This is a genomic window from Rhodococcus sp. M8, assembly GCF_015654185.1.
GTDB lineage: Bacteria > Actinomycetota > Actinomycetes > Mycobacteriales > Mycobacteriaceae > Rhodococcus > Rhodococcus aetherivorans.
In genome coordinates this window covers 192,862-212,834 of the sequence record NZ_CP064065.1, presented here as the reverse complement: position 1 = coordinate 212,834, position 19,973 = coordinate 192,862, and the positions used below count along the sequence as shown (strand labels likewise).

Sequence of the window (19,973 nt, the reverse complement as noted above, 5' to 3'; positions counted from 1 at the left end):
GTAGGTGACCTCTCATGGACCTGCCACTCCTTCCCGCTCGTCGCCACGATCCTCGCCCTCGCTGCACTGGCAGGCTTGCTCGCGACCCGGCTGCGGCAGTCACCACGGGTTCCACGGCAAGGTCGCCGTCACCGCCCACGGCAGCCAGGACTCCGAACGGCTCCTCACCGCCGGCGCCGACCTCGTTCTCGACCCGTTCGAACTGGCGGCCACCACGACCGACGCACTGGACCGGCTCGTCGGCATCGCCGACAACGAGCAACCGGACGGTTGACAAGCACGGGTCGCTCGTCGCGGCCGGATCCTACCGGCACCTTGCGCGTTCGGCGACCCACCCGAAGCGCCGCTGCGCCGCGGCGGGTGCGCCGTCGAGGACGTGCATCGCCTGCATCGGGGCAAGCCGGACCTCGCCGAACGGGTGTACCCGGCGACCACCGCGTCGGCGGCCGCCTGACGGAGGCCGGAGGGCGGCTGTGGGGCGCGGCTCCGGCCGAACGACGGGGCGGGCCGCGGGCCGGATGACGGCAGGGCCCTCATGTAGGTTCCACTGCTCGGTGTCACTTAACGGCGCTTCCGAGCTGCGGGTTCTCAACGTCGTGTCAGTGCCTGATTCTCACGAGCCTGTCGGAATCCTCAGTCCGGCCGCTATCGCGTAGGCCGATCCCCGAGCCGTGAGAGACTGGTCTCCGCGGTGCCGTTCTGCTGGGGTCGGGAAGACACCGATCTACGTAGGACGCCCGAATCCGGGAGTCTCGAGGCTGTCGGAGAGCCACTGGCAGACTGCCTGCGCGTAGAGGTCGGGCGCCTCGACGGGAAGCAGGTGGCCGACGTCCTCGAAGGGTCGGGGTGTCCAGCCCGGCCGTCGGGCGTGCTGCATGAGCGACGCGGGGTCGACAAGGTGATCGTCGCTTCCCCACAGCACGAGTACGGGCATCTTCACGGAATCGAGAGCCTCGTTCGTCGACTTCTGCGTGATGAACATGGCTTTGACGATCGACGCGAACGCCGTGGCCGTGCTTGCGAGCCGTTCCGGGTGCTCGCGGGCCGCCTCGAGGTCATCGAGCCACAGGTCGACCTGTGCTCGTGAGACACGGCCCGGGTTTCCACCGAGCAGGTCGGTCCGGCCACCGGAGATGGAGCCCGCGTCTTCGATCGCGGTTCGCTTGGCGTCCAGTATGCGCCGGCCCGCCAGTCGCAGCACCAGGCGTGCCGTGGGCGGGCCGGCTGCGACGACGAGACGTCCCAGCGTCTGCCACCCGAATGCCTCGGCTGGTGACGTCCGGCGCCACGGCAGCGCCGGGGCCACCAAGACGACTCCCCGAGTCTTCTCGGGCATCATCGTGGCGGCCAGCGCCGCCACCGGGCCACCCGTCGACCAGCCGTGCAGCAGCACCTGGCTCTCGAGGTGGAGTTGCCGGGCGAAGGCCGCCACGAAGCGCGCGTCCAGGTCCGCGCGTGGCCCATGCCGATACGGATCGCCGGTGTGGCCGACAATCGTCCCCGGGAGGTCGACGGAAATTACCGGCCCGAGGCGGCGCAGGGGAGGAACGAGATCGAGCCACATGCTCGCGCTACCGGTCATCGGGGGCACCAGCAGGTGAACCGGCGCGTCGGGAGGCGCGGTCGACGCGGGCTCCGCTCGGACATAGTGCACGGGCACGCCGCACACGCTCGTCGACACGCTGCGCAACCCCGCCCACTGCGGCGACCGGGCGCCCCAGTCGTCGTATCGCACGGTGATCCTTCCCTCCTTTCCCAGGGTATTCGGAGGCTGGATGGAGGGCGACGATCTGGACCCGGCAGCGCAACACGTCCATGACCCGGTCGATGCTGCGCGAGTACTACCCGGCCGCGGTGGCTGCTTTCGACGACCTGGCCGGACGTGACGCCCACGCCGTGCTGTCCGTCGCACCAAGCCCGGAGCAGGGGCTCGCATTCACCGTCACGCGAGTCGAGGGCCCTGCTCCGCAGAGCCGGCCGACAGCGATACCTGCGAACTCGCGCCACCGAGATCGTCACTGCTTGCGCAGTGAGCAACTGCCGGCCCGACCCGGTGCGGCCGACACCTACGCCGCCGCCGTCTCGGCATTGGTCGCCGTCGCTACTGAGATGGCCCGACAGACCGCCGGACTGGAGGAACAGGTGAAGGCGGGTTCTGGTCGACACCCGGGCGCCGAGATCTACCTGAGCCAGCCTGGTCTGGGAGTGGTTCTCGGTGCCTGGGTGCTCGCAGAAATTGGGGATGATCCGGGACGCTGGGCCGATGTCCGGGCCCGGAGGAAACTACTCTGGCATGGCGCCGGTGACCCGAGCCTCCGGCATCAAACGGGTCGTGCTCGCCCGGAACCGGCGGTTGGGTGATGCGCTCTATCCGCAGGCCTTCGCTGCACTCAAGGCCTCTGCCGGGCGCCCGCCCCTACTACGGCCGGCACCGTGCCGGCGGCGCCACCCGCCACATCGTGCTTTGACGAACCACCTCGTCGGCATTCTCCACGGTTGCCCTGCTCATCACACCACCTACGACGAAGAGACCGCACGGACCGACTCACGGCGCACCGCGGCCGCTTGACGACACGTTGGAAGCGTCGGACAGCAACACCTCAGTTGAGGCTACCCCCGGCGGCCAGGAAGTTGTCGATGGCACGTTGGAGCCGGTCGAGTGCGGCGCCGTACGACGTGAAGTCGCCGGTGCGCTGGGCGTCGCGCAGATCAGCCAGGGCGCTGTTCAGTTCGAGGACCGCAGCGGTGAGCTGCTCCGGGGTCGGCTCTGCGGGCGGCGCGGTAGGTGGCGGCACCGTCGCGCCCTCCTCGGGTGGCGGAGCGGTCGCCGCAGGATCGGGGGGTGGCGGGGTCGCGGCGTCGCCGCCGGGCGCCGTCGCCATCCGGCCCGTCCCCGCACCGAAGACCTGGTCGAGGGCCTCGGCGAGGGTGGGTGCGTATCCGACGCGGACGCCGCCGGCGCTGGGTTCGCGATAGCTGACCAGCACTCGCGACAGTTGCGGGAAGGTCGAACCGTCGGCGGTGCTGGTGAGGCGTTCGGTGTACAGGGGCTCAACGTAGAGCACCCCGCCGTCCGCGATCGGCAGCGTCAGCAGATTGCCGTAGTGGATCCGATTGGACCGCTCGAGCAGGGTGCGTTCGGAGGCCACCCGGGTGTCGGAGATCATCGAATTCTGGGTCTGTTGCGGCCCCTGGGTCTGCGTGTCGGTCGGCAGCTGCAGCACCTCCATCCGGCCGTAGCCGTCCGGGTCGGAGTTCACCGAGATGTAGGCGGAGAGGAACTCGCGGTTGAACCCGACCATCGCGCTGGCGAGACGGAAGGACGGTGCCGCGCTCTCCCGGTCACCGACCAGCACGTAGTACGGCGGCTGCGACCCCACGGCCTCGGAGGTCGGGTCGCTGGGGACGGACCAGAACGCGTTGTTGGTGAAGAACTCCCGCGGGTCGTCGACGTGGTACTTGGCGAGCCGGTCCCGTTGAAGACCGAAGAGGTCCTCGGGGTAACGGAAGTGGGAGCGCAATTCCGGGGTGATCGATTCCGGCGGTTGCACGGCGCCGGGAAAGGCCCCCATCCACGCCGCGAGCACCGGGTCGTTCGTGTCCACCTGGTAGAGGGTGACGGTGCCGTCGTAGGCGTCCACGGTGGCCTTGACCGAGTTCCTGATGTAGGAGACGGGCTCACCCGGAAGCAGCCGGCCGGTATCGCTGACGTGGGCGTCGGGCAACGCGCCGGCCTGGGCGTACGGGTAGTGCGCCAGGGTGGTGTACCCGTCGACGATCCAGACGATCCGTCCGTCCACGACCGCCGGGTACGGATTGCCGTCGGTGCGGAGCCACGGCGCGACCCGTTCCACGCGGGTCTTCGGATCGCGATCGAAGATGATCTTCGAGTCCGCTCCGATGGCGCCGGAGAACAGGATGTTGCGCTCGCCGTACCGGACCGCGAACGCCAGCCGGTTGATCCAGCTTCCGATCGGCACGCCCCCGCTGCCGGTGTAGGTGTACTGCGAGGTATCCGTGTCGTACTCGCGCGGCGCCGCACCGGCGGACCCGCCGACAATCGCGTAGTCCGGGTCCGACGCCGCGATCAGCTCGCCGAAGTAGATGCGCGGCTGCTCGACCGGGATCAGTTGCCGACCGGAGGCCTGGGAAGCGATGTCACTGACCGTGTAGATGGGGTATCCACTGTCGCTGCCGCTTCCGGCCGCGGCTGCGTCCCGGACGGCGGCGTTGACCCGGTTCGCCGGCGCCGCCACGAATCCGTTGCCGTGGGTGTAGACGGTGTGCCGGTTGATCCATTGGGTCTGATTGCCGCTCAGGCTCTTCGGGGACAGTTCTCGGGCGGCGACAATGTAGTCGCCGACCTCCCCGTCGATGGTGTACCGGTCGATGTCCAGTTGCGGAGTGAAACCGTAGAAGTTCTTCAGCTGCTGTTGCTGGGTGAAGGTCCTCGAGAGCACGTTCGGGTCCAGCAGCCGGGCGTTGGCGATCGTGGTGACGTCGGCCGGGATCTCGCGCGGCGGCCGGGTTCCGACCCCGGGATAGTCGAGGTACTCGACGCGATCGGCCTCGATCCCGTACGCCTGCCTGGTCGCGGCGATGTTGCGCTCGATGTACGGGCTCTCGCGATCGGCCGCGTTCGGGCGCACCGAGAACTGCTCCGTGAGGGCCGGGAAGATCCCGCCGACGACGATCGACGACAGGACCAGCAGCGCGGTTGCCATCAACGGCACCCGCAGGTCGTCCAGCAGGATCGAAGCGAAGAACGCTGCCGCGCACAGCACGGCGATCGCCACGAGGATCAGGCGAGCCGGCAGCACCGCATTGATGTCGGTGAATCCGGCCCCGGTGAACGTCGGTTCCTTCCGGCCGCTCCACAGCAGCTGGTAGCGGTCGAACCAGTACGCGACCGCCTTGAGCGCGACGAAACTCCCGGCGAGCACGGCGATCTGGATTCGGGCGGCGCGCGTCGTCGCACCCGCCGCGCCGGTGGCACCACGACGGTCCCCGGCGCCGGTTGCGAACGGCAGCCGTAGTCCCCCGAAAAGGTAGTGGGTGGCCGTGCAGAGCACGAGTGCCAGGAACAGCGCGAGGAACGCCCATGTCAGCACGAGCCGGTAGAACGGCAGGTCGAAGACGTAGAACCCGACGTCGTACCCGAACTGCGCGTCGACGCTACCGAATGATCCGCCGTGGAGGAACAGCTGCACTCTGGCCCACTGACTCTGTGCGCTCAGGCCGAAGAACAGTCCCAGCACCAACGGGATACCGATCGCGAACAGTTTCGGGCGCCTCAGCACCACGATCCGGTACCGCTCGATCGGATCGTCCGGGCCGACGGCGAACAACGGTCGCGATCGGTACGCCCACGCCGTCACCCCGAAGAGCAGACCGGTCACCACCAGCGTGACCGCGGCGAACAGCACCAACCGGGTCACGATGATGGTGCCCCACACTTCCCGGTAGCCGACCTCTCCGAACCAGAGCCAATCGGTGTACACCGCGATCAGCCGGGGTCCGGCGATCAGCAGAGCGAAGAGGACCAGAAGGGCGACGATCGCCCGATGCGCCCGGCGCGGCAGCAACCGCCCTGGTTCGGAGGGATGCACGTCCACCTCCGATCGCCCGCATACACCGCGGCGGCCGGTGGACGGGGCCGGGTCCACACGATGCGGCCGCGATGTCCGTCCACCCATTCTAGGTGGGGGACATCACTCCGCCCAGGGAATCGCCGACCGGCGCCGATTCCTCCCGCACAGAACGGGGTCGTGCAGGCCGCGCCGGGTTCAGTGCTGGTAGACGTCCGGGATCCCGTCCTGGTCCTCGTCGAGAGACTCGAGCTCCGCGATCCTGCGGTAGGCGCGGTTCCGGGAGCGGAGCACCACCGACGCGGCGAGCGCCGCGGTGAGGGAGCCGACGAGGACCGCCACCTTGACGTGGTCGGCCGCGACGGTGCCGGCACCGTAGGCGAGATCTCCGATCAGCAGGGAGACGGTGAAGCCGATGCCGCCGAGCAGCGCGACGCCGAGCACGTCCAGCCAGCTCAGCCCCTCGTCCAGGTGGGCGCGGGTGAACCGGGCCATCAGGTAGGTGACGCCGAAGATCCCGACGACCTTGCCGAGCACGAGGCCCGCGACGACACCGACCGAGATCGGATCGCGGAGCGCCTCACCCAGGCCGTCGAGGCCACCGATAGTCACGCCGGCGGCGAAGAACGCAAAGATCGGGACGGCGACCCCGGCCGACAGCGGCCGGAGCCGATGCTCGAACTGCTCGGCCATGGCCTCCGTGCCGGTGCGCGTCCTGCGGGCGACGGGCACGGCGAAACCGAGCAGGACGCCGGCCACGGTGGCGTGGACACCGGATTCGTGGACCAGGAACCACGTGAGCACCGCCAGCGGCACCAGGAGCCACCAGGCCCGGATGCCGCGCTGCACCGCCACGGCGAACGCGAGCAGCGGGAGCATCGCGAGCCCGAGATATGCCAGGTCGAGCTCGTCGGTGTAGAACACCGCGATCACGGTGACGGCGAGTAGGTCGTCGACGACGGCGAGCGTGAGCAGGAAGGTGCGCAGGGCCGCCGGGAGATGCGTCCCGATGACGGCCAGGATGGCCACGGCGAAGGCGATGTCGGTGGCGGTGGGCACCGCCCATCCGGTCAGCGCGTCCGCTCCGCCGCGCAGGTTCACCGCGACGAACACCGCCGCGGGTACCGCCATCCCTCCCACCGCTGCGGTGATCGGCACGGCGGCGCGCCGCAGGTCCCGTAGGTCGCCGGCGACGAACTCACGCTTGAGTTCCAGGCCGACGACGAAGAAGAAGATGGCCAGCAGACCGTCGGCCGCCCACGTCCCGAGTGACAAGTCCAGGTGCAGCGCGGACGGCCCCACCGTGGTGTCGCGGAGGCTGTGGTAGGCGTCGGACCACGGGGTGTTGGCCCAGACCAGGGCCGCGAGCGCGCCGATGAGCAGCAGGACACCACCGACGGTCTCCTTGCGGAGAATCTCGGCCACCCGCTTGGATTCCTCCCACGATCCACGGGAGAGCAACGGCAGGCGGGCGAAGGGTGTCGTCATCGAATGTCCTCGGATGTCGGGCAGCAGTCGTCGTCTGCCGACCAGACTTCCCGGCGCACCGGTTCCACCGTATCCCACCCGGCGCCCGGATCCGAGCCGAGACAGCCGGGATGCCCCGTCAGGGCGACGGATCAGGGTGACGGATAGGTGCTGATCGAGACCAGCGTCCCGTCCCCGCCCGAGGACACCGAGATGGAGGCGCCCTTCCCCGGCTTCCTGATCGTGAGACTCGTGCTGTAGGGAGTGACGCTCTCGGAGACCGCCTGCCAGCCCTCCCGGTCCACGAAGTCGAGGTAGAAGGTGCTGACCTGCTCGATCGGGTCGGACGTCGTCAGGACGGCCGAGCCGATCGCCCGGCTGACGAGCGTCGACGGCTGATAGGCCGGGATTCCATCCGTCGTCTCGGTGCCCTGTGCCTCGGTGCCCTGCGTCTCGGTACCCGCCGGCCCGGGCTCGGACTCGGCCGTGCCGGTCGGCGGGGCCGTTTCCCGGGCTGCCTCGGTGGTCGTCTGCGCCGACTCGCTCGGGTACGAGTCGTCGGTGCCGCATCCGACGACCGCGAGTGCCACTACCAGCGCCGCCGCGGCAGCCGGTACGACTCTCCTCGATGTTCGCATGTGCGTCCTCCTCCGCCGTTCCCACTGTGCACGGCCGGCAGGGATCGCGGGACGGATTCACCGCTTCGACGGCCGCGGAGGACGGCCGAAGTCAGGCTCGCCGTGCGCCCCGTGGCGGCGGCTGGCACCGGGGGCAGCTGAACGACGAGCGGTTCATGAATTTCTCCCGCCGCACCGGCGTCCCGCACCGTGGGCACGGCAGGTTCTCCTGGCCGTAGACGTTCAGCGACCGGTCGAAGTATCCGGACTCGCCGTTGACGTTGACATAGAGGGCATCGAACGAGGTACCGCCCTGGGCGAGCGCCTCGCCCATCACGTCGCGGGCCGCGTCGAGCAGCCGCCGCAGGGTCGGCCCCCCGAGCCGGTCGGCCGCGCGGTTGCCGTGCACGCCGGCCCGCCACAGCGATTCGTCGGCGTAGATGTTGCCGATGCCGGACACGACGGTCTGGTCGAGGAGGACGCGCTTGATCTCGGTGTGCTTGCCGCGCAGCACCTTCACCACGGCGGCCGCGTCGAACGCCGGATCCAGGGGGTCGCGGGCGATGTGTGCGACGGGCTCCGGCAGGACGGCACCGTCGACCTCGACGAGCGGGGCGAGGGCCCAGCCTCCGAAGGTGCGCTGGTCCACGAACCGCAGGTCGGCGCCGTTGTCGAGAACGGCGCGGATGCGCAGGTGTTTCTCGTCCGGCACCGCCGGCGGCTGGACCAGCATCTGCCCGCTCATCCCGAGATGGACGACCAGTGCGACGTCGGCGGGTCCCAAGACGAGCCACAGGTATTTGCCGCGACGCTGGACGGCAGCCACGGTCTGCCCGGTCAGCCGCAGAGCAAGATCCCGCGGGCCGGGTTCGTGACGGCGTACCGCACGCGGGTGCAGCACCTGGACGGACTCGATGGTGGCGCCGCGGACGTGCGCGTCGAGGCCGCGGCGGACGACCTCGACCTCGGGCAGTTCGGGCACGTCGGGTCAGCTCTGGTCGGCGGCGGCACCGGTGGGGGTGGCGTCGCTGTCGGACAGGCTCTGCCAGGCCGCGGCGGCGGCCTTCTGCTCGGCTTCCTTCTTCGTCCGACCCATGCCGACACCGCGGGCGTCGCCCGCGACGATCACGGTCGCGGTGAATTCCTTGTCGTGGTCCGGGCCGGTGGCGGTGATCTCGTACGCCGGCACGCCGACGCCTCGTTCCGCGGTCAGCTCCTGCAGGCTCGTCTTCCAGTCGAGACCGGCGCCGAGCCGCGGACCCCGCTCGAGGAGTTCGGCGAACAGGCGCAGCACGACGGTGCGTGCGACGTCGATACCGTGCTGCAGGTGGACGGCGCCGAGCAGCGACTCCATGCCGTCCGCGAGAATGCTGGGCTTGTCGCGGCCACCGGTGAGTTCCTCACCTTTGCCGAGCAGCAGGTGCGGCCCGAGGCCGCCGTCACCGAGAGACCGCGCGACCTCGGCGAGGGCGTGCATGTTCACCACCGACGCCCGGATCTTCGCGAGTTCACCCTCGGACTTGTCCGGATGCGACAGGTACAGCTTCTCGGTCACGGTGAGGCCGAGGACGGCGTCGCCGAGGAACTCGAGACGCTCGTTGGTCGGCAGGCCACCGTTCTCGTACGCGTAGGAGCGGTGCGTGAGCGCAAGCGTCAGCAGCTCCGGATCCACATCGACACCGAGGGCGGCGAGAAGGGACGCGTGTTCCCCTTCGCCGCCCTCGGATGCGGTGGTCGAATCGCTCGTCACGATGTCTCAGAATTCGAGAACTAGACGGCAGCGGTCACCTGACGGCCGTTGTAGGTGCCGCAGGACGGGCACGCCACGTGCGGCAGCTTCTTCTCGCCGCAGCCGCGGTTCGGGCAGGTGACGAGCGTCGGCGCAGTGGTGTTCCACTGGCTCCGCCGCGACCGGGTGTTCGAACGCGACATTCTGCGCTTGGGGACGGCCACGTCTACTTCTCCTCGTTGTTCTTGCTGTCGGATGCACTGCTGGGTTCTTCGGAGCCTGCGCCGAAAGCGGCTGCCAACCCAGCCCAGCGAGGATCCATTCTCTCATGCCCGTGCCCGGATTCCGCAATCGCCAGGCGAATGCCACATTCGGGGCACAGTCCCGCACAGTCGTCACTACACAACGGCCGCAGCGGAAGCTCCAGTCCGACGGTGTCGACGATGACCGGCTCGAGGTCGATCGTGTCGTCCACCAGGCGGTAGACCTCGTCCTCGTCGGTGGTCTGCTCCGTGACGCTGTTCGGGTAGGCGAACAGCTCCGTCAGGTACAGCTCCACCGAGTCCTCGAAGGGCTCGAGGCAGCGCGAGCACTCGCCGACTGTATCGGCACGGACGGTCCCGGTGACGAGGACCCCCTCGGACACCGCTTCCAGCCGGAGATCGAGTTCCACATCCGTGCCTTCCTCGATCGCGATCGAGTCGAGTCCGATCCGCAACGGCGCAGGTACCACCGTGTGGACCGTGCGCATGGAGCCCGGACGGCGTCCGAGCGAGCGTACGTCCAGCACGAGACCCGAATCCCGGTCGGGATGCTGGGGGCTGTGACGGCGGGCAGACACGGGAATGCTTCTTCCTCTTTCCAGGTGACGGACGCCGCCCCCCCGGGGCGACTGGGCAACCACTCCACGATACGCGATGGACCCGGGCGCGACGAAATCGCCCGGCGCGGGAGCCGGATGCGTCAGCGGCGCCGCTCGGACCGACGTTCGGCCTCCGTGTAGTCGGGCACACCGGCGCCCGTCCGCAGCTGCTGCCGGCCGCGGCCCACCGACCGCAACGTCGTGCCGAGCACGTCTTCGAACTCGGCGAGCTTGGAATCGACGTACTCGTCGCATTCCGACCGCAGCCGATCCGACTCGGCGTGGGCGGCATCGATGACCCGCGCGGATTCGGCGTGGGCGGCCTGCACGACCTCCGTCTGCGACACCAGACGGGCCTGCTCGGCCTCGCCGTCGGCGACCGACCGCTCGTACGAGGCCTTGCCCGCCTCGATCATGCGGTCGGCCTCCGCCTGCGCGCGGGCCGTCACGGACTCGTACTGCTCCTTGGCGTCGGCGATCGTGTCGTCGGCCTCGGCCTGGGCGTCGCGCAGCAGATCGTCGGCGTGGGCGCGGGCCTCCTGCACCATCCGGTCCGCCTGTGCCTTCGCGTCGGCGAGCATGCGGTCCGCGTCGGCGCGGGCGTTGTCGAGGGTCTCGCGGGCCTCCGCGTCGGCGTCCGCGACGGTCTTGTCGGCCTGGGCCCGCGCGTCGCCGATGAGCTTGTCCCGATGATCCAGGACGTCCTGCGCGTCGTCCAGTTCGGCCGGCAACGCGTCGCGGACGTCGTCGAGCAGGTCCAGTACGTCGCCACGTGGGACCACGCAGCTCGCGGTCATCGGGACACTGCGTGCTTCCTCGACGATCGCGACCAGCTCGTCGAGTGCCTCGAATACCCGGTACACGCCCAACCCCAATCGTCGTCCCGGCGCGGCCGGTGCGACCGCCGCCGGATGCAAGTCTGCCGCAGGTGCCGCCGGAGTCGCGCATCGCGGACCCGGTGTGTCGGCGATCGAACGGGCGGGGTCAGCCTCGGCCGCTGTGCCGAATGAGCGCTTCGCCGCTGTGCCGGATCAGCGCTTCGCCGCTGTGCGCTCCGCGATCCGCGCGAGCAGCCGCTTGTGCACCGTCGCCGGGAGCATGTCGGCGACGTCGCCGCCGTAGGTGGCGACCTCCTTGACGAGAGAGCTCGACAGGTAGCTGTAGGCCGGGTTGGTCGCGACGAACAGGGTATCGACGCCGGTGAGCTTGTGGTTCATCTGCGCCATCTGCAGCTCGTAGTCGAAGTCGTTGGCGCCGCGCAGGCCCTTGACGATGGCCGTGATGCCGTGGGCGCGTGCATAGTCCACCAGCAGGCCCTGCCAGGAGTCGACGCGCACGTTGCCCAGGTGGGCAGTGGCTTCGGTGAGCATCTCGATGCGCTCGGGAACCGAGAACATTCCCTGCTTGTTGGGGTTGATCACGACGGTCACCGTCACTTCGTCGAACTGCACGGCAGTCCGAGAGATGACGTCGAGGTGGCCGTTGGTCACGGGGTCGAACGAACCGGGGCAGACCGCACTGCTCATGAGTCCGAACCGTAGCAGGTAGCGATCTCGATCCGGGTCTCGCCGTACTTGCGAACGCGGTCCGGTTCGAGGGCCTGCGGCCACACCGTCTCCGGCGAGCGGGAGGAGCGTTCGAGCACCACCACCGAGCCCTCCCCCACCCAGCCCCCGTCGACGAGGGCGGTGAGCATCGCGGACACCGCCTGCTCGGTCACCGCGTACGGCGGATCGGCGAGCACGAGGTCGTAGACCCGGTCCGGGGCACCGCCGAGCACGGCGGCGACCGGCGCAGCCCGCAGCACCGCCGGCAGACCGAGTTCGGTGATGTTGCGGCGGATCACGGCGGCGGCCTGCGCGTCGGACTCGACGAGCAAGGCGTGGACGGCGCCCCGGGACAGCGCCTCGAGCCCGAGCGCGCCGGAGCCGGCGTACAGGTCCAGCACCGACGCGCCGTCGAGCTCCATCCGGGCCGTGAGCGAACTGAACAGCGCCTCGCGGACCCGCTCCGAGGTGGGCCGGGTCCCGCGGGGCGGCACCTTCAGGCGCCGCCCCCCGGCCCGGCCGGCCACGATCCGGGTCATCGCACCGTCCCGGAGAACCGTCCGATCACTCCGCGCTCTCCTCGGTGGACACGACGACCAGCAGGTCGCCGCCCTCCACCTGGGACACGCCGGCGAGGGCGACGCGGGTGACGGTGCCGCCACGCGGCGCGGTGATCGCGGCCTCCATCTTCATCGCCTCGATGGTGGCGACGGTGTCACCGGCCGCGACGCGGTCGCCCTCGGCGACGAGGAGGGTCACGGCGCCGGCGAACGGCGCGGCGACGTGCCCGGGGTTGTTGCGGTCGGCCTTCTCCGCGGCCGGAACCTCGCTGGCGACGGACTTGTCGCGCACCGAGACCGGGCGCAGCTGCCCGTTGAGGATGCACATCACGGTCCGGAAGCCGCGCTCGTCCGGCTCGGAGATCGCCTCCAGCCCGATCAGCAGCTCGACACCCTTGTCCAGGCGCACCCGGTGTTCCTCACCGCGGCGCAGACCGTAGAAGAACTGGTTGGCCGACAGCTCCGAGGTGTCGCCGTAGCGGTCCCGGTGCTCGAGGAACGCCTGGGTCGGGCCGGGGAACAGCAGCCGGTTCAAGGTGGCGCGCCGCTCGCTGGAGGTGTCGTCGAGCGCCTTCTCCTCCTCGGAGGTCAGCGGCACCTCGGGCTTGGGGGCGCCGCGGCCCTCGAGGGCCTTGGAGCGGAACGGCTCGGGCCACCCGCCGGGCGGGGTGCCGAGCTCGCCGCGCAGGAATCCGACCACCGAGTCCGGGATGTCGTAGCGGGCCGGGTCGGCCGCGAACTCGTCGCTGGCGACGCCGGAACCCACCAGGTGCAGGGCGAGGTCACCGACCACCTTCGACGACGGAGTGACCTTGACCAGCCGGCCGAGCATCCGGTCGGCCGCGGCATACTTGGCCTCGACCTCCTCGAACCGGTCGCCCAGACCCAGCGCGATGGCCTGCTGCCGCAGGTTCGACAGCTGCCCGCCGGGGATCTCGTGGGTGTACACCCGGCCCGTCGGGGCGGGCAGGCCCGATTCGAACGGCGCGTACACCTTGCGCAGCGCCTCCCAGTACGGCTCGAGGTCGCACACGGCCTGCAGGTCCAGACCGGTGTCGTACTCCGAGTGCGCGGCCGCGGCGACGATCGCCGACAGCGCGGGCTGGCTGGTGGTGCCGGCCAGCGCGGCGGAGGCGCCGTCGACGGCGTCGGCGCCGGCCTGCCACGCCGCGAGGTACGTCGCGAGCTGACCACCGGGGGTGTCGTGCGTGTGCACGTGCACCGGCAGGTCGAAGTTGCTGCGCAGCGCCGAGACCAGGGTGGCGGCCGCGGGTGCGCGCAGCAGCCCGGCCATGTCCTTGATCGCCAGCACGTGGGCCCCGGCCTCGACGATCTGCTCCGCCAGGCGCAGGTAGTAGTCGAGGGTGTAGAGCGTCTCGCCGGGATCGGAGAGGTCCCCGGTGTAGGACATCGCGACCTCGGCCAGGGCGGTGCCGGTCTCGCGGACCGCGTCGATCGCCGGCCGCATCTGGTCGACGTTGTTCAGCGCGTCGAAGATGCGGAAGATGTCGATGCCGGTGTCGGTGGCCTCCCGCACGAACGCGCGGGTGACCATCTCCGGGTAGGGGGTGTAGCCGACCGTGTTGCGGCCGCGCAGCAGCATCTGCAGGTTGATGTTCGGGATCGCCTCCCGCAGCGCCGCCAGACGCTCCCACGGGTCCTCGTGCAGGAACCGCAGCGCGACGTCGTAGGTGGCGCCGCCCCACGCCTCGATCGACAGCAGCTGCGGGGTCATCCGCGCGACGTGCCCGGCGACGGTGAGCAGATCCTTGCTGCGCACGCGCGTCGCGAGCAGCGACTGGTGCGCGTCGCGGAAGGTGGTGTCGGTGACGGCGAGGGCCTTCTGCTCGCGCAGCGCCTTCGCGAAGCCGTCCGGGCCGAGGGCGAGCAGCCGCTGCCGCGAACCCTCCGGCGGGGCGACGTCGAGGTCGATCTTCGGCAGCTTGTCGTGCGGGTACACCGTCGTCGGGCGCTCGCCGTGCGGCTTGTTCACCGTCACGTCGGCGAGGTACTCGACGATCTTCGTGCCGCGGTCGGCGGAGGTCTTGGCGGTCAGCAGTTGCGGCCGCTCGTCGATGAACGACGTGGTGACGTTCCCGGCCCGGAAGTCCGGGTCGTCGAGCACGGCCTGCAGGAAGGGGATGTTCGTCGACACGCCGCGGATGCGGAACTCGGTGACCGCGCGGCGGGCGCGGGCGACGGCCGTGGGCAGGTCGCGGCCGCGGGCCGTGAGCTTGACCAGCATCGAATCGAAGTGGGCGGAGACCTCGGCGCCGACGGAGGTGCCGCCGTCGAGACGGATCCCGGCGCCGCCGGGCGTGCGGTACGCGCTGATGCGGCCGGTGTCGGGCCGGAAGCCGTTGGCCGGATCCTCGGTGGTGATGCGGCACTGCAGCGCCGCCCCGCGGATCGCGACCTTGTCCTGCGACAGGCCCAGGTCGGTCAGCGACTCACCGGAGGCGATGCGCATCTGCGCCTGCACGAGGTCGACGTCGGTGATCTCCTCGGTGACCGTGTGCTCGACCTGGATGCGCGGGTTCATCTCGATGAAGACGTGGTTGCCGCGGGAATCGAGGAGGAACTCGACGGTGCCGGCGCAGCTGTAACCGATCTGCTTCGCGAACGCGACGGCGTCCGCGCAGATCCGCTCGCGCAGCTCGGGGGCGAGGTTCGGTGCCGGGGCCAGCTCGATGACCTTCTGGTGGCGGCGCTGCAGCGAGCAGTCCCGCTCGAACAGATGCATCACATTGCCCTGGCCGTCGGCCAGGATCTGCACCTCGATGTGCCGGGGATCGACCACCGCCTGCTCGAGGAACACCGTGGGATCGCCGAACGCCGCATCCGCCTCCCGGGACGCCGCCTCGATCGCCTCCCGCAGCTGGCCACGCTCGGCCACGCGCCGCATGCCGCGCCCGCCGCCGCCGGCGACGGCCTTGACGAAGATCGGGAACTCCATGGACTCGGCAGCCGCGAGCAACTGCTCGAGATCGGCCGACGGCTCCGACGACGCCAGCACCGGCAGACCCGCCGCCTTGGCCGCCGCGATCGCCCGCGCCTTGTTTCCGGTCAGCTCCAGCACGTGCGCCGACGGACCGATGAAGGTGATGCCCTCCGCCGCGCACGCCGCCGCCAGGTCCGGGTTCTCGGACAGGAAACCGTAGCCGGGGTAGACCGCGTCGGCGCCGGCCTTCTTCGCGGCGGCGACGATCTCCGCCACGGACAGGTACGCACGGACCGGATGCCCCTGCTCCCCGATCTGGTAGGCCTCGTCGGCCTTGAGCCGGTGCAGGGAATTGCGGTCCTCGTACGGAAACACCGCGACGGTCCCGGCACCCAGTTCATAGGCGGCGCGGAACGCGCGGATCGCGATCTCGCCTCGGTTGGCGACAAGCACTTTGGAGAACATTGGACGACGGTACCGCGACGTAACACTCCGTTCGGCGTCCGCATCCCAGATCGTGGGACGGATGCACGTCTTTGTCCGACTGAAACGATGCAGGTCGAGGGATCCTTAACGTGCCGGAAACGTCGCGGGTGCGGCGGGCGTCACCTCACAACGGCGCCGCGCCCGGCGTGCGCGGAACGTAACCTCACGACTTCTCGAGATACGCGACCCGTTCGGTGTCGAGCGCGGCCGACACCATGCGGGCCAGACCGGGGTGTTCCTCGAGCCGCGGATCGCGGTCGGTCACGGCGCGGGCGAAGGCCTGCGCGGCCGCGATGACCTCGACGTCGTCGACGAGCGAGAGCATCCGCAGCGTCGACGTGGTGCCCGACTGGGCGACACCGAGCACATCGCCCTCGCGGCGCTGCTGCAGGTCCAGCTGGGCGAGCGCGAATCCGTCGGTGGTCGCGGCGACGGCCTCGAGGCGGGCCATGGCGGGCGCGCCGGGCTTCGAATCCGACACGAGCAGGCACAGCCCCGGATGCCCGCCCCGGCCCACCCGGCCGCGCAGCTGGTGCAGCTGGCTGACCCCGAACCGGTCGGCGTCCACGATCACCATCACCGTCGCGTTGGGCACATCCACGCCGACTTCGACGACGGTGGTGCACACCAGCACGTCGATGTCTCCGGCGGCGAAGTCGCGCATCACCGCGTCCTTCTCGTCCGCGGGCAGTCGCCCGTGCAGCAACCCGACCCTCAGGTGGGCCAGCGGTCCGCCCGCGAGCTCCTCGAACTGCTGGAGCACCGACTTCGTCTCGGGCGGCTTGCCCTTGCCCCCGCGCCCGCCGGTCGTCTCCGCCTCGTCGAAGCCGACCAGGTCGGCGTCCTCGTCGCTGTCGCCGTCGCCGATGCGCGAGCACACCACATACGCCTGCCGGCCCGCCGCGACCTCTTCGCCGATGCGTTCCCACGCGCGCGCCACCCAGCTGGGATGCACCTTCGCCGCCACGACCCGGCTGGTGATGGGCGACCGGCCGCGGGGCAGTTCCCGCAATGTGGACACCTCGAGGTCGCCGAGGACGGTCATCGCGATGGTGCGCGGGATGGGTGTCGCCGTCATGACCAGCACGTGCGGGCTGGCACCGTCGCGGCCGCGGTTGCGCAGCACGTCGCGCTGCTCCACGCCGAACCGGTGCTGTTCGTCGACGACGACGAGGCCGAGGTCGTAGAACTCGACGCCCTGCTGGATCAGCGCGTGGGTGCCGATCACGAGCCCCGAGTCGCCGCTCACGATGTCGAGCAGGGCCTGCCGCTTGCGGGCCGCGCTCATCGAGCCCGTCACGAGGGTGACCTTGGTGGCCAGCTCGTGGGCGGCGAGTTCGCCCGCCGCGGCGAGATCGCCGAGCATCTTCGCCAGCGAGCGCGCATGCTGGGCGGCGAGCACCTCGGTCGGCGCGAGCAGTGCGCATTGGTGTCCCGCGTCGATGACCTGCAGCATCGCCCGCAGCGCCACAATCGTCTTGCCCGAGCCGACCTCGCCCTGCAGCAACCGGTTCATCGGGTGCGATCCGGCGAGGTCCGCCGCGATCTCGTCGGCGACCGCGAGCTGCCCGGCGGTCAGTTCGAACGGCAGCCGGCGATCGAACTCGTCGGCGATACCGCCGCTGCGGCGCGGGCACGCCGGGGCCGTGCGCACCGCGACGTCGTGGCGGCGCCGGGCGAGGACGAGCTGCACCGCCGCGGCCTCGTCGAACCGCAGGCGCTCCCGGGCGGCGGTGACGTCGTCCCGGTCGTCGGGCAGGTGGATGCGGCGCAGCGCCTCGTCCAGCCCGATCAGGCCGTGCTCGCCACGCACCCACTCGGGCAGCGGGTCGTCGACGGTCTCGAGCTGATCGAGGATCTGCCGCACGCAGCGCATCACGGTCCACGACTCGACGTCGCGGGTTGCGGGGTACATCGGGATGAGGGCCCGGTCGAAGATCGACATGTCGATGCCGCCGTCGCCCTGGGCACTGCGGGCCATGCCGGCGAGCGCGCCGGCGCCGCGCACCCGGGTGGGCCGCGGGGCCGCGCCACCGATCTCGGGGCCGCGAGGCTCGGGCAGGATGATGTAGCTCGGGTGGGCCAGGCTCCACTTGTCGCGGAAGTACTTGACGGTGCCGGAGAACATGCCGCGCACCCCGGGCTTGATGTTGTACTTGACCTTCTGCGGGTTGAAGAAGGTCACGTCGATCTTCTGCCGGTCCGATTCGAGCACGACGGCGAGCCGGGTGCCGGGCCGGCTCTTCATCCGCACCTCGTCGGCCCTGGCCACCCGCGCGATGATCGTCACGTGCTGGCCCTCGACCGGTTGCGAGTCGCCGAGCTCGGCGCCCTGGGTGGCGTACCGGTGGGGATAGTGGCGCAGCAGGTCCTCGACGGTGGTCATGCCGAACGAGTCGGCGAGTGCATCCGCGGTCTTGCGGCCGAGAAGATGATCGAGTCGGTCCGCGAGTGTCGCCACTGCCGTCCTCTCCGCTCCGATCGACGCCGGGGGGCCGGCGTCCGACTGTTCCTGTGCCGGCTACTCCACACCGAGCTGCAGCAGGTCGCTGCGCTGTCCCCCGTGGTACACCAGCACCTCCACCTCGGGGTGGCGGTCGTTGACGTGCCGGGTCAGCCGCTCGGCGAGTCCGTCGGGCGCGTCGAAGCCGACGAGCATCGTCACGAGCTCTCCGCCCGCGGCGAGCACCTTGTCGAGCAGCGACGCTCCCGCCGTCACCAGATCATGCTCGATGACTACGACATCATGACCCGACAGGCCCAGGCTGTGCCCCGGCTCGCACGTTCCCACCCAGGTCAGGGCCCGCTCGTTCGCGATGCGCAGCGAGCCCCACCGGGTCGCGGCGGCCGCTTCGGACATGGCGAAGGCGTCGTCGGCGGCCTCGCGGCCCGGGTCGTGCACCGCAAGCGACGCCAGTCCCTGCACCATCGACGAGCAGGGCAGGAACATCACCTCGCGCCGGTGGTCGCGGGCCGCCGCGCCGACCGCGACGAGTTCCTGGGCGGGCAGCGCACCGTTGGGCAGGACCATCACGTCACGGCTGCCCAGCCGGCGGATCGCGTCGAGCAGGTGCCGGCGGGTGATCGGATCGTCCGCCCGCACGATCGCCGCGCCCTCGGCTTCGAACAGCTCCGCTGCCCCGTCGCCGGCCACGACGGCGAGCACCGAGCGGCTTCCGGCCCCGGAAGCCACCGGGCCGACGCCGATCCGTTGCTGTGCCTCCAGCGCGAAGCACGTGACGGTGACCTGGTGCAGCCGCCCGGCCTCCAGGCCGGCCTCGACGGCAGCGCCCGCGGCGCAGCAGTGCACGTGCACGGACCAGGTGCCGGCGCCGTCGCCGACGACGGCGACCGAGTCCCCGAGGGCGTCGAGGCGGGTACGCAGGGTGTCCATGCGGGCGGTGTCGGAGCCCTCGACGAAGTACATGACCTCGAAGTCCTGATCGCCGCCGTGGCGGGGTTCGTGCCCGTTGTGCCCGCCGTGCCGGGCGGGAGCGCCGGGCTTCGACGTCGCGATCGGTGCCCGGTCCGGACGCCGGCCCGACACCGTCTCGACGAACGCGTCGAGCAGCAGGAGCAGACCGAGGCCCCCTGCGTCGACGACGCCGGCCTCGGCCAGCACGTCGAGTTGCGCGGTGGTGCGCTGCAGGGCCTCGGCGGCGGCGTCGGCCGCTGCGGTCGCCACCGTCACGAGCGAACCGGAGCGGCCGGCCGCGTGCGCGCCGTCGGCGGCCGCGTGCAGCACGCTGACAATGGTGCCCTCGGCGGGGCAGCTCAGCGCGCGGGTGACGAGGTCTGCGGCGTGCCGCCAGGCGCGCCCGAGTGCGGCGCCGTCGACGGCCACGGCCCCGTCGAGGGCGTCGGCCAGGCCCCGCAGCATCTGCGCGAGGAGGACACCGGAGTTGCCGCGGGCGCCGTGGAACGCGCCGCGCGCCAGGGCGCCGACGATCGTGGCGACGTCCTCGGCGTCCGCCGCGGAGGTGTCGAGTTCGGCCGCCGCGGAGCGCAGGGTGACGAGCAGGTTGGTACCGGTGTCGCCGTCGGGGACGGGGAAGACGTTGAGGCTGTTGATCTCGTCGCGGCGCTCGGCGAGCGCCCGCAACCCGAGATCCACCCATCGGCGCAGGGCAGTCCCGTCGACTGCTTCCCCGACCTCGAGCACCTGCTTCCCCCCTT

At 70.7% G+C, this 19,973-nt stretch carries 15 protein-coding genes; 1 reads left to right on the top strand and 14 read right to left on the bottom strand.

Annotated elements, in window-relative coordinates; all coding sequences use genetic code 11:
- Positions 1 to 4 precede the first annotated feature (4 nt).
- Entirely contained in the window at positions 5 to 274 is a 270-nt protein-coding gene (locus ISO16_RS00955; protein ID WP_072635065.1) for a hypothetical protein, read from the top strand.
- Between the two features lie 450 nt (positions 275 to 724).
- On the opposite strand, the gene ISO16_RS00950 is transcribed toward ISO16_RS00955, so the two are convergent.
- The 14 genes from ISO16_RS00950 to ISO16_RS00885 all read right to left on the bottom strand — a co-directional run bounded on the left by ISO16_RS00950 (position 725) and on the right by ISO16_RS00885 (position 19,959).
- The gene (locus tag ISO16_RS00950) at positions 725 to 1,735 is read right to left on the bottom strand and encodes an alpha/beta fold hydrolase (RefSeq protein ID WP_072635064.1); all 1,011 of its coding nucleotides are present in this window, start codon (positions 1,733 to 1,735) and stop codon (positions 725 to 727) included.
- Between the two features lie 865 nt (positions 1,736 to 2,600).
- Positions 2,601 to 5,615: a UPF0182 family protein gene (locus ISO16_RS00945; protein ID WP_072635063.1), complete on the bottom strand. Its 3,015-nt coding sequence runs from the start codon at positions 5,613 to 5,615 to the stop codon at positions 2,601 to 2,603.
- 171 nt (positions 5,616 to 5,786) lie between these two features.
- Entirely contained in the window at positions 5,787 to 7,013 is a 1,227-nt protein-coding gene (gene nhaA / locus ISO16_RS00940; protein WP_230304551.1) for a Na+/H+ antiporter NhaA, read from the bottom strand.
- Between the two features lie 194 nt (positions 7,014 to 7,207).
- The gene (locus tag ISO16_RS00935) at positions 7,208 to 7,693 is read right to left on the bottom strand and encodes a hypothetical protein (protein WP_072635062.1); all 486 of its coding nucleotides are present in this window, start codon (positions 7,691 to 7,693) and stop codon (positions 7,208 to 7,210) included.
- 91 nt (positions 7,694 to 7,784) lie between these two features.
- Entirely contained in the window at positions 7,785 to 8,654 is an 870-nt protein-coding gene (mutM, locus tag ISO16_RS00930) for a bifunctional DNA-formamidopyrimidine glycosylase/DNA-(apurinic or apyrimidinic site) lyase (protein WP_006933632.1), read from the bottom strand.
- 6 nt (positions 8,655 to 8,660) lie between these two features.
- The gene (rnc, locus tag ISO16_RS00925; protein WP_072635061.1) at positions 8,661 to 9,422 is read right to left on the bottom strand and encodes a ribonuclease III; all 762 of its coding nucleotides are present in this window, start codon (positions 9,420 to 9,422) and stop codon (positions 8,661 to 8,663) included.
- Between the two features lie 20 nt (positions 9,423 to 9,442).
- On the bottom strand, positions 9,443 to 9,625 hold the full coding sequence (rpmF, locus tag ISO16_RS00920; RefSeq protein ID WP_003939052.1) for a 50S ribosomal protein L32: 183 nt from the start codon (positions 9,623 to 9,625) through the stop codon (positions 9,443 to 9,445).
- Positions 9,626 to 9,627: 2 nt separating this feature from the next.
- The gene (locus ISO16_RS00915) at positions 9,628 to 10,242 is read right to left on the bottom strand and encodes a YceD family protein (RefSeq protein WP_006933624.1); all 615 of its coding nucleotides are present in this window, start codon (positions 10,240 to 10,242) and stop codon (positions 9,628 to 9,630) included.
- A gap of 122 nt (positions 10,243 to 10,364) precedes the next feature.
- A complete protein-coding gene (locus ISO16_RS00910; protein ID WP_006933622.1) occupies positions 10,365 to 11,126 on the bottom strand; it encodes a DivIVA domain-containing protein in 762 nt (253 codons plus the stop codon).
- A gap of 168 nt (positions 11,127 to 11,294) precedes the next feature.
- Positions 11,295 to 11,789, bottom strand: a complete 495-nt coding sequence (gene coaD, locus ISO16_RS00905; RefSeq protein ID WP_006938042.1) for a pantetheine-phosphate adenylyltransferase — start codon at positions 11,787 to 11,789, stop codon at positions 11,295 to 11,297.
- Positions 11,786 to 12,472: a 16S rRNA (guanine(966)-N(2))-methyltransferase RsmD gene (gene rsmD / locus ISO16_RS00900; RefSeq protein WP_255326740.1), complete on the bottom strand. Its 687-nt coding sequence runs from the start codon at positions 12,470 to 12,472 to the stop codon at positions 11,786 to 11,788. The genes coaD and rsmD overlap by 4 nt, the downstream gene beginning before the upstream one ends.
- Entirely contained in the window at positions 12,375 to 15,776 is a 3,402-nt protein-coding gene (locus tag ISO16_RS00895; protein ID WP_006938037.1) for a pyruvate carboxylase, read from the bottom strand. The genes rsmD and ISO16_RS00895 overlap by 98 nt, the downstream gene beginning before the upstream one ends.
- A gap of 184 nt (positions 15,777 to 15,960) precedes the next feature.
- Complete coding sequence (recG, locus tag ISO16_RS00890; RefSeq protein WP_072635060.1) at positions 15,961 to 18,258, bottom strand: ATP-dependent DNA helicase RecG; 2,298 nt, start codon at positions 18,256 to 18,258, stop codon at positions 15,961 to 15,963.
- 60 nt (positions 18,259 to 18,318) lie between these two features.
- A complete protein-coding gene (locus tag ISO16_RS00885; protein ID WP_072635059.1) occupies positions 18,319 to 19,959 on the bottom strand; it encodes a DAK2 domain-containing protein in 1,641 nt (546 codons plus the stop codon).
- Positions 19,960 to 19,973: the final 14 nt, after the last annotated feature.

What these genes read in the sequence shown, in the direction of transcription:
- ISO16_RS00935 (WP_072635062.1), bottom strand. Translation starts at nt 7,693, where the DNA reads ATGCGAACATCGAGGAGAGTCGTACCGGCTGCCGCGGCGGCGCTGGTA.
- coaD (WP_006938042.1), bottom strand. Translation starts at nt 11,789, where the DNA reads ATGAGCAGTGCGGTCTGCCCCGGTTCGTTCGACCCCGTGACCAACGGC.
- ISO16_RS00895 (WP_006938037.1), bottom strand. Translation starts at nt 15,776, where the DNA reads ATGTTCTCCAAAGTGCTTGTCGCCAACCGAGGCGAGATCGCGATCCGC.